Here is a 13170-nt window from a genome sequence, read left to right as displayed (position 1 = left end):
AATGGATTTAGACTTAAATCAATATTTAAATTTATTTGTAGAAGAAGCAAAAGAACATTTACAAAATATGAATGAAGCTTTATTGGAATTGGAAAAAGATAAATCTAATACTTCTTTAATAAATGAGTTATTTAGGGTAGCTCATACTTTAAAAGGCATGTCTGGTACCATGGGATTTGTCAATATGGCTAGTTTAACTCATGAAATGGAAAATGTATTAGATGGTATTCGTAATAAGGATGTAGAATTGACTACGGATGTAATCGATATTATATTCGAATGTTTTGATGTGCTTGATTACTCTGTTAATCAAATTGCTGTTACTGGAAATGAAGATAAGGAAGATCATTATGATCTTGTAGAAAAATTAAAGATGATATTAAACAACAATGGAGCTAGAGAAGATGATAAAAGTGTAGGAAAAGATAAGGAAACTTCTTTAAATCAATATGTGTTAAACATAATAAATCAAGCTAAAACAAATGGATTAAATATATTCAATATTGAAATAGAACTAAGCCCAAAATGTATGTTAAAATCTGCTAGGGCTTTTATAATCTTTAATACTTTAGAATCTCTAGGTGATATAATCTACTCTAACCCTTCTGCGGAAGATATAGAAGATGAAAAATTTGATCTCAGTTTTTCTATGGTTTTTATTTCTGAAGTTGATGAGGGAAAATTAAGAGATGAGTTAAATAGCATATCAGAGATAGAACAAATTCATATATCCATCATCGATGATGTGGAAACAGTGAAAGCTAAGCCGGTTTTAGTTAAAGAAACTGAAAATCTTGAAAAAAATAAGAATGAGCCAATTAAGAATGAGCCAATGAAGAATGGCAATAAGGCTACAATATCTACTAGGGAAAATAAAATTGGCAAAACAGTTAGAGTAGACATTGATCGATTAGATAATTTAATGAATTTAGTCAGCGAGCTAATAATAATTAAGACTAGAATGGACGATTTGAGTGATATATCCAATAAAGAAAATATGAATGAGGCCATTGAATATCTTGAAAGAATCACTACCAGTCTGCATGATGCAGTTATGAAGGTCCGTATGGTTCCAATAGAAAGGGTTTTTAATAGATTTCCACGTATGGTAAGAGATTTGTCTAAAGAATTAAATAAAAAAATAAATCTTCAAATGTATGGTGAAGATACTGAGGTAGATAGAACTGTAATAGATGAAATAGGCGATCCATTAATCCATATAATAAGAAATTCTATTGATCATGGAATTGAAACCCCTGAGAAAAGAGTTAACTTAGGTAAGCCTAAAGAAGGGACTGTAATTTTGAAAGCTTTTCCTGATGGCAACAACGTTGTAGTTGAAGTTTTTGATGATGGTGGCGGAATAGATATTGAAGGAGTTAAAAGAAAGGCTATAGAAAAGGAAATAATCACTTCTCAAGAAGCAGATTTATTATCAGAAGAAGAGATTAAAACTTTATTGTTTGAACCAGGCTTCAGTACATCAGATGAAGTATCTGATGTATCAGGAAGGGGAGTAGGATTAGATGTTGTAAAAAGCAAAATTGAATCGATTAATGGGTCTATTGAGATAGAAAGTGAAGCCAATGTTGGGACTAGATTTATTATAAGGATACCATTGACTCTGGCTATTATACAGGCTTTATTAATAAAATTAGAAAATGAGATATATGCTATACCTTTAAGTTCTATTACAGAGATAACCAGTATAAATAAAGATAGTATTAGAAATATTCAGGGACAAGATATAATTCTTTATAGAGGGAAAACCATTCCTATGATTAAATTACATCAATTAATGGGATTAGAATTTATCAACTCTAATGATGAATATTTAGTAGTGGTAGTTAGAAAAGGAGAAAAACAGGCAGCTTTATTGGTGGATAATTTAATAGGTCAGCAGGAAATAGTTATAAAACCTTTGGGTAAATATTTATCAAATATTAACTATTTATCTGGAGCAACCATATTAGGAAATGGTAATGTATCCTTAATACTAGATATTAATTCAATAATATAGAGGGGTGGTCTATTATGTCTTCCGATGGAGAAAATAAATATGTAATTTTCAAATTGAACCAGGAATATTATGGAGTTCCTATAAATAGCGTTTTATCTATTGAAAAAATCGGACAAGCAACGAGAATTCCCAATGCACCTAATTACATAAATGGGGTAATAAATTTAAGAGGTGAGGTAATTCCTATAGTAAGCTTAAAAACAAAATTAGGAATGGACCAAAGTGATGAAGGTGAAAATTCTAGGATTATTGTTGTTACTGAAAATGAAATTGTTGCCGGGTTAGTAGTGGATTCATCTTCTGAAGTTTTAGAAATAGATAAGGAAAACATAGACAAGCCTCCATATACTGAAGGAAATCAATATATTGAGTATATTAGTGGGATTGGGAAGGCTTCAGGGAAATTGATTATATTACTAAAATTAGACAAAATTCTAGAATATTAAGGGAGCATAAGATCATGGATGTGGATAATTTAAATTGTGTGATGATAGATGTACTAAAGGAAATTGGAAATATAGGGTCTGGAAATGCTGTAACAGCACTTGCTAGTATGTTGGCAAAAAGGATTGATATGAAAGTACCTAAGGTGCGGATTATGGAATTTAATGACGTAGCTGAAATGTTAGGAGGAGAAGAGAAACTAGTTGTAGGAATATATTTAAATTTAGGTAGTGATATAGAAGGGAATATTATGTTTATACTAGATTTAAATTCTGCCCTTAATTTAACAAATATGCTATTAAGTAGAGAGGATAACGAACTTGACGATATAGCTATGTCTGCCTTATCAGAAGTAGGTAATATATTAGCATCTTCCTATGTAAACTCCTTAAGTTCTTTAACAGATTTAAAAATAACCGTTTCAGTTCCATCTTTAGCAGTTGATATGGCGGGTGCAATTCTATCTGTGCCTGCAATACAGTTTGGTCTTATAGCGGATCAGGTATTGTTTATAGAAACTATTTTTGAAGAAGGGGAAAATTTTGTTCATGGGAATTTGTTCTTATTACCCGATATGGATTCTTTTGAAAAAATACTATCTAGTTTAGGAGTTTTATAATATGAAAAAAATCAAAGTTGGTATGGCGGATTTAAATACTGTAAAAGCTCCTGGGATTTTGACAACTCTTGGTTTGGGTTCTTGCGTAGGGATAGCTTTGTATGATAGATATAATAAAATTGCTGGGTTAGCCCATGTTATGTTGCCTTCAAGTAATGAGATTAGAAACAACGAAAACAAATCTAAATTTGTTGATACTGGAATAGATTTGTTAATAAATATGATGGTGGAGGAAGGGGCTGTAAAAAAATATATCACTGCTAAAATAGCAGGGGGCTCTCAAATGTTTTCATTTAACAATAATAGCAGTGTTTTAAAAATAGGAGAGAGAAATGTTTTAGCAACGAAGATGAAATTAAAGGAGTTAAATATTGATATTATATCTGAAGATACTGGGGGTAACTATGGTAGAACCATAGAATTAAATGCAGAAGATGGATCTTTACTAGTAAAAACAATTGGCCATGGAGTTAAGATTATTTAATGTTCCATAGGGAGGTAAGTAATTAGAATGAAGACAGATGAACTATGGAGAAAGTATGCTAGAACTAAAGATAGAAATATACGACAATTACTTATAGAAGAATATATTGGTTTAGTTAAAATAGTTGCAGGTAGGATGTATAATTTCTATGGAAGCAAAATAGAATACGAAGATTTAGTTGGTTTTGGAGTTATGGGTTTAATAGATAGTATTGAACGCTTTGATATAAGTAAAAATATTAAGTTTGAAACCTATGCTCAGATAAGGATAAAAGGCACTATTATTGATAATATAAGGAAACTTGATTGGATCCCTAGAACATTAAGAAAAAAATCAAAAGATATTCAAAATGGTATGATTAGTTTAGAAAACAAATTAGGAAGAACTCCAACCAAGGAAGAATTATCAGATTTTTTATGTATATCTGTAAATGAATTAGAGTCTATTCTTGCTGATACAACAAATTTTAACATTGCTTCATTGGAGGATTTGCTTGTAAATAAAGGTGAATATTATATAAATAATGATAAGGATATAAATACACCAGAAGATATTTTTGAAAAAAAGGAGATAATAGAAACTCTCGGTAGAATAATTGATGAATTGAAGGATAACGAAAAAATAGTAATTTCTCTATATTATTATGAAGAACTAACCTATAAGGAAATTGGGCATATTATGGAATTATCAGAATCTAGAATTTCTCAGATACATAGTAAGGCAATATTAAATATTAAGAATAAGCTGAAAAAACTAGGAATCTATGAGAACTGATTAGGAGGCAATAATATGTATAAAATCTCCCCAAATATAATAATCGAAATTTCTAAAGATGGATTAAAAGGTTATATTACATTGATAGATGATAAAAAGGATAGTTTTAGCATTAATCAAGACATCCTAGATTATGAATTAGATGAAAAACCAATAGAAAAGATTATTGAAGAAGTGAAAGATATTTTAAAGGTAGGTTTAAATGAAGAAGAGTTAAGGATCTTATTGTCAAACGGATATTATAATAATAAAGTTTGTATTGCAGAAGGGATTTTACCTATTAATGGTAAGGATGGACATGTAAAATATAATTTTGATTTAGATAAAAAGCTAGTACCTAAGATATTACAAGATGGAACTGTAAATTATAGGGAATTAAATATTGTTAATAATGTAAGAAAAGGTGATGTTTTAGCTGAATTGATACCTCCAAGGGAAGGTAAAAATGGATATAAAGTAACTGGACAAGTAATACCATATAAGAGAGGGAAAACCCCTGTTTTAAGATACGGAAAAAATGTTAAACTATTAGATAATGGAACCGCCTTAGTTGCTGATAAAGATGGACTTGTTGAATTAAAAGGCAATAAGGTCATTGTCCTCGATGTATTTGAAGTGGAGAATGTAGATAATAAAGTAGGTAATATCTATTTCAATGGAACAGTTATAGTTAATGGAAGTGTTTTAAATGGATTCCAAGTTAAAGCAGATGGAGATGTAAGAATTAAGGGGGTAATTGAAGGCGGATATATTGAAAACACTGGAGATGTTATAGTTAGACAAGGTATACAAGGATATAATAAGCTAACTGTAAAAACTAAAGGCCATATTACAACCAGATTTATCGAGAACTCAGTAATAAATTCAGGAGGCACTGTTACTGCTGAAGCTATTATGCATAGTCATATTTATAGCAAGGACAATATCGTTCTTATTGGTAAGCGGGGTCTAATAGTTGGAGGGATTTGTCGAGCTGGAAAGGAGATTCATGCTAGGACTATTGGCTCATCTATGGCTACAAAAACTATTTTAGAAGTAGGTGTAGATCCAGAAGTAAAAGAAAGAAATGAAGATTTAAAAAAACAGATAGATCAATTAGAAGAAAATTTAGATAAGGTTGTTAAATCTTTGAATTTGCTAGATAAATTAAAGAATGTAAATAGATTAGATGAAAAGAAAGCTGAAATGTATATAAAATTACTAAAAACAAAAAACAGCTTACTAGGTGAATTGAAAAAATTTAAAGAAGAGTACAGAATAACAAAGGATAAGATTGATAAACTTTCAAGAGGACGCATAAAAGTTTCAGATACTATATATCCTGGCGTAAGAATTATAATAGGAAATAGTACTATGACTGTAAGGGATGAAATGAAAAGGTGTTCTTTTTATAGAGAAGAGGGTGAGATTAGAGTGGGCCCCTATTAGGAGTGATTATAAATGTCAATTAGACCTATTGACTATATAAATACAATTTCTAAATCTCAAGAGGTATCTAAGGCAAGACAAGTAGAAAATGATAGGGTTAAAATTCAAATGGAGCAGGGTTTTGTACAGCAAGATAAGCAGATTAAACATAATATTAAAAAAGTAAGAAATACAAGTAAAACTGAAAATTTAAGAATTGATGCAGAAAAAAGAAGGGAATCAAAAAATAGTAAGGATAATAGTGAGCAAGATAGGGAAAATAAGAAGAGAAAAAATAAGGATAGATCAAGATTAGGCGGAAATATAGATATAAAGATTTAAGTAGGTGGATTATATGCTGTCGATTATACTTAATATTGTAGGTTTATTATGTATTGTTGTTTCTCTAATAATTATAAATAATATTTCAAAAGAAGAAAAGGAACTTTATGAGGAAATCCTATTGATTCATGAAGATGTAAAATATTGTTCTAGTGCTATGGAAAATATATTTAATAGTTTTGATGACTTAATAGAAACTAGTTTAAATAATTTAGAAACTTATCAAAAAAAACATTTAAGTATAACGGATAAAGAATACGTGGAAAGGTATAACTATAGTAGTAATAATACTTTAAATCAAAATAGAAAAAATATATTAGATGATTCAAAGGAAGATAATATTAGCAACAAAGAAATAAATAGAAGAATTTTTCAATTAAAGGAGCAAGGTTTATCCAATGAACAAATTGCTAAAAAATTAAATAAAGGTGTTAGGGAAGTGGATATAATAATAAAAATGTGGTCTAGTATTAATTAAAAATATTGATCATAAACATTGATTAATGATCTTGTATATGTTATACTACTAAAGTGATTACACACATCTTCTGATATTTAAGGTTGTGCCCTAAACGGTTCCTTAAATACATGAAGAAGATGGAGGAATAAAACATGGAGGTGAATTAGATATGTCAGTTATTACAATGAAAGGTTTATTAGAAGCAGGAGTTCACTTTGGACATCAGACAAGAAGATGGAACCCAAAGATGGCAGAGTACATTTTTACAGAAAGAAATGGTATTTACATTATAGACCTTCAAAAGACTGTTAAAATGGTTGAGGTAGCTTATAATTTTGTGAAAGAAGTTGCCGCTGAAGGTGGGGAAGTTCTTTTTGTAGGTACAAAAAAACAAGCTCAAGAAGCAATAGAGGCTGAAGCTAAAAGATGCGGTATGCATTATGTAAATCAAAGATGGCTTGGTGGAATGTTGACCAACTATAAGACTATTAGAAAAAGAATCGATAGACTTCATGAGCTAGGCAAGATGGAAGAAGAGGGAATATTCGATGTTTTACCTAAGAAAGAGGTAATTCAACTTAATCATGAAAGAGAAAGACTTGAAAAATTCTTAGGTGGAATAAAAGATATGGATAGAATTCCAGATGCTTTATTTGTAGTAGATCCTAGAAAAGAAAGGATAGCTGTAAATGAGGCTAAGATATTAGGAATTCCAGTTGTAGCTATTGTAGATACAAACTGTGACCCAGATGAGATTGACTATGTAATACCTGGAAACGATGATGCTATTAGAGCAGTAAAATTGTTAACTGAGACTATGGCAAATGCTGTTTTAGAAGGGAAACAAGGAGAACAGATAGTAGACGTGGAAGAATAAGAAAAGGGTAAGGGTTTAAAGGGATATACTCCTTTACACTCTTACCATTTTTAACAATAGAGGAGGGTTAGAATGAGTATAAGTGCCGCACAAGTTAAGGAGTTAAGGGAAAGAACTGGAGCAGGTATGCTTGATTGTAAGAATGCTTTAGTGGAAACCAATGGAGATTTAGAAAAAGCTATTGTATTATTAAGAGAGAAAGGTTTATCACAAGCTGCAAAAAAATCTAGTAGAATTGCTGCAGAAGGATTAGTAGATGCCTATATTCATGGTGGAAGAATAGGTGTTTTAATCGAAATAAACTCAGAAACTGACTTTGTTGCTAAAACCGATGAGTTTAAAGAGTTTGTTCGAAATATGGCTATGCAAGTAGCAGCTTCAAATCCTAAGTATGTAAGTATAGAAGATGTTCCAGAGGAAGAAGTTGAAAAAGAGAAAGAAATACTTATACACCAGGTAGTAAATGAAGGCAAACCTGAACACGTGGCTTCTAAAATTGTTGAAGGAAGACTTGGAAAGTATTATGAACAAGTTTGCCTGTTAGAGCAACCATATATTAAAGAGCCAAGCATGAAAGTTAAAGATGTATTAAATGAAAAAATTGCTAAAATTGGTGAAAATATAAAGATAAGAAGATTTGTTAGATATGAAGTAGGAGAAGGTCTAGAAAAAAGAGAAGATAACTTTGCTGAAGAAGTAGCGAAGCAAATGAATGTATAATTAAATGGAGAACACTTGTTGTTCTCCATTTAAGTAAAGTACTAGCTATTTGATTTAATAAAAATGGGAGGATTTATATGACGGAACCAATTTTTAGAAGGGTAGTTTTAAAATTAAGCGGTGAAGCATTATCAGGGGATAAAGGACATGGAATAGATATAGATACAGTTAATAGAATTTCTGAGGAAATAAAAGGATTACGTAATCTTGGAGTAGAGGTGGCTATAGTAGTAGGTGGTGGAAATTTTTGGAGAGGCAGATTAGCTGTTGATATGGATAGGACAACTTCGGATTATATGGGAATGCTAGGTACAGTTATCAATGCTCTTGCTCTTCAGGATGCATTAGAGAATATTGGAGTGATAACGAGAGTGCAAACTGCTATAGAAATGCGACAAATTGCAGAACCTTATATAAGGAGAAGAGCAATAAGGCATCTAGAAAAAGGAAGAGTTGTTATTTTTGCTGCTGGTTCCGGAAACCCATATTTTTCAACAGATACAACAGCAGCGTTAAGGGCTGCTGAAATAGAAGCAGAGGTTATATTATTAGCTAAAAAAGGAGTGGATGGAGTTTATGACTCTGACCCATATATTAACACATCTGCTAAAAAGTTTGATAAGTTAAGATACATAGATATATTAAATATGGGATTAGGAATTATGGACTCTACAGCAACTTCTTTATGCATGGATAATAGTATACCATTAATAGTATTTGGTATAGATAAACCAAATAATATTATTGATGTAGTTTTAGGTAAAAAAATAGGTACTCATGTAAAGGAGGAGTAATTATGAATTTAGACGTTCATAGGGAATCAGAAGAAAAAATGAAAAAAACTGTAGAGGTTTATAAAGAGGATCTAAAAAGTGTTAGAGCTGGTAGAGCAAATCCAGCCCTATTAGATCAAATAACTATTGATTATTATGGAACAGCCACACCTTTAAAACAGGTAGCTAGCATTTCTGCACCAGAACCTAGATTGTTGGTGATTCAGCCTTGGGATGTTAATTTAATTTCTACAATAGAAAAAGAAATTTTAAAGTCTGATTTAGGTTTAAATCCATCTAATGATGGGAAATTAATAAGATTACCAATTCCATTATTAACAGAAGAAAGAAGAAAGGAATTGGTAAAAGTCGTGAGAAAAAGTGCTGAAAATGCAAAGATATCTATTAGAAATATTCGAAGAGAGGCAAATGATATAATTAAGAAAATGGAAAAAGACAAAACTATAAGTGAGGATGATAGGAAAGCTGCTGAAAATGAAACCCAAAAAATTACGGATAAATATATAGATGAAATTGATGATTTAACTAATAAAAAAGAGGAAGAATTATTGGAAATATAGATATTCCCCTTCTTAGACAGAAGGGGTTTTTAATGATGGGAGGTAATCTCATGGATAAGGATGAAATAATAGAATTAAAAAATAAAATAGATTTAGATAGAGTACCCAAGCATGTGGCTATTATTATGGATGGCAATGGAAGATGGGCTAAAAAGAGATTTTTACCTAGAACCGCTGGGCATCAGGAGGGTATGAAGCGTGTAATTGAAATAGTGGAAGTTGCTGAAAAATTAAATATAAAATATCTATCTCTCTATGCTTTTTCAACAGAAAATTGGAAAAGGCCGAAGGAAGAAATCGATGGTTTAATGAAATTATTAGTTCAATATATAAGAATTGAGTTAGACAGAATTCACAAAAATAATGTGAAAATACAGACTATGGGAGATTTAAATAAATTGCCTAAGTTTGCTAAAAAAGAAGTAGAAAGAGCAATAGAAAAAACTAAAAATAATACTAAAATGATTTTAAACATAGGACTAAACTACGGAGGTAGGGATGAGATTGTACGGGGTATAAAAAATCTTTTAGAAGATTATAAAATGGGTAAACTAAAAGAAGAAGACATAGATGAGGAGATATTTAAGAATTATTTATATACAAATAATCTTCCTGATCCAGATCTATTGATAAGACCTAGTGGCGAACTTAGATTAAGTAATTTTATGTTATATCAAATAGCATATACAGAATTTTGGTTTTCCCATATCTATTGGCCAGATTTTAAAGAAGAAGAATTTTATAAGGCAATTATAGACTATCAAAGAAGAAACAGAAGGTTTGGAGGAATATAGGTGAAGAGTTTAATTATAAGGGCTATAAGTGGATTGTTCATAGTATTATTAACCATTTTTATGATATCTAAAGGTGGAATCTTAGCTGCATTATTTATATTTTTATTGTCTATTATTGGAATAAGGGAATTTTTTGATGCTATAGAAAATAAAGGAGTAAAGCCCATCAAAGGAATTGGATATATTAGTTGTATAGGTTTTCTTTTTTATTCATTAGACTTTAAATGGGTATCTTTAATATATATATTCATTTTTGTAATAATAGCTTTGATATTCAATTTTATCTATAAAAAAGATATCAATTTTATAGATAGTATATCCACTATATTTGGTATACTTTACATACCTTTTTTAATGGAACATATTATATATTTAGATGGAACAATTTATATATGGTTAATTTTTATAATTGCATGGGGGACAGATACTTTTGCATATTTATCAGGTAGTTTGTTCGGCAAAACAAAGTTATGCCCCAAGTTAAGCCCAAAGAAGACGGTTGAAGGTTCCTTAGGAGGTATATTAGGTGCAATTATATTAACATTAATATATGCCAAATATTTTGGTGTTTTTCCTGTATGGAAATTTGTTTTGCTCTCTCTAATAGGATCTATTATTGCTCAAATTGGAGACTTAACTGCCTCTAAAATTAAAAGACTTACTGGAATTAAAGATTTTGGCTTTATTATGCCTGGTCATGGGGGAGTGCTAGATAGATTTGATAGCATATTGTTTACAGCTCCTTTTATTTACTATTTTGTTAATTTTTTTTTATAATATAAAACAGGTGGTGATATAGTTGCTAACAGCAATAGCAGCAGTTTTCGTATTTTTAATGGTAATACTTTTTCACGAGTTTGGACATTTTATTATTGCAAAGTCAGTTGGGGTAAAGGTTAATGAATTTTCAATAGGTATGGGTCCAAAGATATTTCAAAAACAAAAGGGAGAAACTAAATATAGTGTTAGAGCATTACCTATTGGCGGCTATGTAAGTATGGAAGGAGAAGACGAAAATTCCGATGATCCTAGAAGTTTCAATAAAGTACCCGCCATTTCTAGGATTGCAGTAGTTGTGGCTGGTGCAACTATGAACTTTATTTTAGCTATCATCGTACTATCTATAGTTTCTTTTAATGTAGGTATGCCAACTACTATAGTATTAGAAACATTAGATGATTCTCCTGCCAAAAGTGCAGGCATCCAAAGGGAGGACAGGATTGTCAAGATTAATAATATTGAGATGAAAAACTGGGATTCTATAGTTAATGAAATTAATAATTCAAGCCCTGATGAAGATATGAAAGTAACCGTTCTTCGTAATGGTGATATAAAGGATTTTACCTTAAAACCAGAAGTAAGTAATGATAACAGAGTTATAATTGGTATAGTACCTACTACTGAAAAAACTTTTATATCAGCAATTAAGGGTGGGTTGCAAAAAACTGGCTCAATGCTTATGTTGATGTTCGATTTTATTAAGATGGTTTTTAGCGGCAAAGTAAGCACTAAGGATCTATCAGGACCTGTAGGGGTAATATATACTATCGGGGAGGCTGCTAAGTATGGTTTTACAAACTTACTTTATTTAATGGGTTTTATAAGCATAAATTTGGGATTTTTTAATTTATTGCCATTACCCGCCTTAGACGGTAGTAGAATTGTATTTTTATTTCTTGAAATTATTAGAGGTAAAGCCATTGATCCAGACAAAGAAGGTTTTATACATTTTATTGGGTTTGTACTATTGATCCTATTGATGTTAACCGTTACTTATTCGGATATCATTAGATTTAATATTTTTAGAAGGTGATTTTGTGGAAAGAAAAAAGACTAGAAAAATAATGGTAGGGAATGTGCCCGTAGGTGGTGACAGCCCTATTTCAGTCCAATCAATGACCAACACTATAACTAAGGATATAAATTCTACTATTAATCAAATAAGGGGATTAGAAGAAGCTGGTTGTCATATCGTTAGGTCAGCCATCACAGATATTGAAGATGCAATGTCCATTAGGAAAATAAAGAAAAATATTAAGATTCCTTTTATTGCAGATATTCAATATGATTATAAATTAGCAATTGCAGCTGTAGAAAATGGTGCAGATTGCTTAAGAATAAATCCAGGGAATATAGGTTCAGAAATAAGGGTAAAAGAAGTTATAAATGCTTGTAAAGAAAGAAAAGTTCCTATAAGAATAGGGGTTAACTCTGGCTCTGTTAAAAAGGAGTATTTAGAAAAATATCAGGGAGTTAATGCAGATTCAATGGTAGAGAGTGCTCTTGAGCATGTAAGATTAGTGGAAAGTTTAGGTTATGAAGAAATAAAAATTTCATTAAAGGCCAGTAATGTTCCTCTTACTATAGAAACATATAAAAAAATATCTGAGAAAGTAGATTACCCTTTACATTTAGGAGTGACTGAAGCTGGACCAGTTTGGAAGGGTACTATTAAATCATCTATTGGTATGGGTAGCCTTCTTTCTATGGGAATAGGAGATACCATTAGGGTCTCGCTAACTGGAAATCCTGTAGAAGAAGTAAAAGTAGGTAGAGAAATATTAAGATCATTAGATTTATTAGATGAAGGGGTAGAGATAATATCATGTCCTACCTGTGGAAGAACTAAAATTCAATTAATTAAATTAGTAGAAGAAGCTGAAGAGAGACTAAAACCAATTAAAAAACCAATAAAGGTTGCTATTATGGGATGTCCTGTAAATGGGCCTGGAGAAGCAAGGGAAGCTGATATTGGTATTGCTGGAGGCAAAGGAGAAGGATTATTATTTAAAAAAGGAAAAGCGTATAAAAAAGTAAAAGAAGAATTTTTATTAGATGAATTGTTAAAAGAAATAGAAAACCTTTGATTATAGTT

General features: G+C 30.7%; 16 protein-coding genes. All 16 read left to right on the top strand.

The window, feature by feature from the left end; genetic code table 11:
• Position 1 precedes the first annotated feature (1 nt).
• The 16 genes from C3E89_RS08220 to ispG all read left to right on the top strand — a co-directional run bounded on the left by C3E89_RS08220 (position 2) and on the right by ispG (position 13162).
• Complete coding sequence (locus tag C3E89_RS08220) at positions 2 to 2020, top strand: chemotaxis protein CheA (protein WP_236911962.1); 2019 nt, start codon at positions 2 to 4, stop codon at positions 2018 to 2020.
• 14 nt (positions 2021 to 2034) lie between these two features.
• Positions 2035 to 2466, top strand: coding sequence for a chemotaxis protein CheW (locus tag C3E89_RS08215; RefSeq protein ID WP_236911960.1), 432 nt, complete (start codon positions 2035 to 2037; stop codon positions 2464 to 2466).
• A gap of 14 nt (positions 2467 to 2480) precedes the next feature.
• On the top strand, positions 2481 to 3083 hold the full coding sequence (locus C3E89_RS08210) for a chemotaxis protein CheC (RefSeq protein ID WP_236911959.1): 603 nt from the start codon (positions 2481 to 2483) through the stop codon (positions 3081 to 3083).
• 1 nt (position 3084) lies between these two features.
• The gene (locus C3E89_RS08205) at positions 3085 to 3567 is read left to right on the top strand and encodes a chemotaxis protein CheD (protein WP_236911957.1); all 483 of its coding nucleotides are present in this window, start codon (positions 3085 to 3087) and stop codon (positions 3565 to 3567) included.
• Positions 3568 to 3594: 27 nt separating this feature from the next.
• Positions 3595 to 4341, top strand: a complete 747-nt coding sequence (locus tag C3E89_RS08200; protein WP_236911956.1) for a sigma-70 family RNA polymerase sigma factor — start codon at positions 3595 to 3597, stop codon at positions 4339 to 4341.
• A gap of 15 nt (positions 4342 to 4356) precedes the next feature.
• On the top strand, positions 4357 to 5769 hold the full coding sequence (locus tag C3E89_RS08195; protein ID WP_236911955.1) for a DUF342 domain-containing protein: 1413 nt from the start codon (positions 4357 to 4359) through the stop codon (positions 5767 to 5769).
• 12 nt (positions 5770 to 5781) lie between these two features.
• A complete protein-coding gene (locus C3E89_RS08190) occupies positions 5782 to 6090 on the top strand; it encodes a hypothetical protein (RefSeq protein ID WP_236911953.1) in 309 nt (102 codons plus the stop codon).
• Positions 6091 to 6103: 13 nt separating this feature from the next.
• Positions 6104 to 6568 carry a DUF6115 domain-containing protein gene (locus tag C3E89_RS08185; protein WP_236911951.1) on the top strand — a complete coding sequence of 155 codons (465 nt, stop codon included), beginning with the start codon at positions 6104 to 6106 and terminating at the stop codon, positions 6566 to 6568.
• 151 nt (positions 6569 to 6719) lie between these two features.
• Complete coding sequence (gene rpsB / locus C3E89_RS08180; protein WP_236911950.1) at positions 6720 to 7427, top strand: 30S ribosomal protein S2; 708 nt, start codon at positions 6720 to 6722, stop codon at positions 7425 to 7427.
• A 72-nt stretch (positions 7428 to 7499) separates the two neighbouring features.
• Positions 7500 to 8147 carry a translation elongation factor Ts gene (gene tsf, locus C3E89_RS08175; RefSeq protein WP_236911948.1) on the top strand — a complete coding sequence of 216 codons (648 nt, stop codon included), beginning with the start codon at positions 7500 to 7502 and terminating at the stop codon, positions 8145 to 8147.
• A gap of 77 nt (positions 8148 to 8224) precedes the next feature.
• Positions 8225 to 8941 carry a UMP kinase gene (gene pyrH, locus C3E89_RS08170; protein ID WP_236911946.1) on the top strand — a complete coding sequence of 239 codons (717 nt, stop codon included), beginning with the start codon at positions 8225 to 8227 and terminating at the stop codon, positions 8939 to 8941.
• Positions 8942 to 8943: 2 nt separating this feature from the next.
• Positions 8944 to 9501, top strand: a complete 558-nt coding sequence (gene frr, locus C3E89_RS08165) for a ribosome recycling factor (protein ID WP_236911944.1) — start codon at positions 8944 to 8946, stop codon at positions 9499 to 9501.
• 50 nt (positions 9502 to 9551) lie between these two features.
• Positions 9552 to 10295 (top strand): isoprenyl transferase, encoded by a 744-nt coding sequence (locus C3E89_RS08160; RefSeq protein ID WP_442870591.1) that lies wholly within the window; start codon positions 9552 to 9554, stop codon positions 10293 to 10295.
• Positions 10296 to 11072, top strand: a complete 777-nt coding sequence (locus C3E89_RS08155) for a phosphatidate cytidylyltransferase (RefSeq protein ID WP_236911942.1) — start codon at positions 10296 to 10298, stop codon at positions 11070 to 11072. It begins immediately after the preceding gene.
• A gap of 22 nt (positions 11073 to 11094) precedes the next feature.
• Positions 11095 to 12108 carry an RIP metalloprotease RseP gene (gene rseP, locus C3E89_RS08150; protein ID WP_236911941.1) on the top strand — a complete coding sequence of 338 codons (1014 nt, stop codon included), beginning with the start codon at positions 11095 to 11097 and terminating at the stop codon, positions 12106 to 12108.
• A gap of 4 nt (positions 12109 to 12112) precedes the next feature.
• A complete protein-coding gene (gene ispG / locus C3E89_RS08145) occupies positions 12113 to 13162 on the top strand; it encodes a flavodoxin-dependent (E)-4-hydroxy-3-methylbut-2-enyl-diphosphate synthase (RefSeq protein ID WP_236911940.1) in 1050 nt (349 codons plus the stop codon).
• Positions 13163 to 13170: the final 8 nt, after the last annotated feature.

This window comes from Clostridium sp. Cult1, from assembly GCF_021655095.1.
Lineage (GTDB): Bacteria > Bacillota > Clostridia > Tissierellales > Tepidimicrobiaceae > Schnuerera.
Note: the sequence above shows the minus strand (reverse complement) of the source record. Positions and strands in the feature narration are given on the sequence as shown.

Excerpts from the sequence above, each read along its gene's own strand:
- tsf (WP_236911948.1), top strand. The coding sequence starts at position 7,500 with ATGAGTATAAGTGCCGCACAAGTTAAGGAGTTAAGGGAAAGAACTGGA.
- C3E89_RS08200 (WP_236911956.1), top strand. The coding sequence starts at position 3,595 with ATGAAGACAGATGAACTATGGAGAAAGTATGCTAGAACTAAAGATAGA.
- frr (WP_236911944.1), top strand. The coding sequence starts at position 8,944 with ATGAATTTAGACGTTCATAGGGAATCAGAAGAAAAAATGAAAAAAACT.
- C3E89_RS08185 (WP_236911951.1), top strand. The coding sequence starts at position 6,104 with ATGCTGTCGATTATACTTAATATTGTAGGTTTATTATGTATTGTTGTT.
- C3E89_RS08210 (WP_236911959.1), top strand. The coding sequence starts at position 2,481 with ATGGATGTGGATAATTTAAATTGTGTGATGATAGATGTACTAAAGGAA.
- rpsB (WP_236911950.1), top strand. The coding sequence starts at position 6,720 with ATGTCAGTTATTACAATGAAAGGTTTATTAGAAGCAGGAGTTCACTTT.
- pyrH (WP_236911946.1), top strand. The coding sequence starts at position 8,225 with ATGACGGAACCAATTTTTAGAAGGGTAGTTTTAAAATTAAGCGGTGAA.
- C3E89_RS08215 (WP_236911960.1), top strand. The coding sequence starts at position 2,035 with ATGTCTTCCGATGGAGAAAATAAATATGTAATTTTCAAATTGAACCAG.
- C3E89_RS08195 (WP_236911955.1), top strand. The coding sequence starts at position 4,357 with ATGTATAAAATCTCCCCAAATATAATAATCGAAATTTCTAAAGATGGA.
- C3E89_RS08190 (WP_236911953.1), top strand. The coding sequence starts at position 5,782 with ATGTCAATTAGACCTATTGACTATATAAATACAATTTCTAAATCTCAA.
- C3E89_RS08205 (WP_236911957.1), top strand. The coding sequence starts at position 3,085 with ATGAAAAAAATCAAAGTTGGTATGGCGGATTTAAATACTGTAAAAGCT.
- C3E89_RS08160 (WP_442870591.1), top strand. The coding sequence starts at position 9,552 with ATGGATAAGGATGAAATAATAGAATTAAAAAATAAAATAGATTTAGAT.
- C3E89_RS08220 (WP_236911962.1), top strand. The coding sequence starts at position 2 with ATGGATTTAGACTTAAATCAATATTTAAATTTATTTGTAGAAGAAGCA.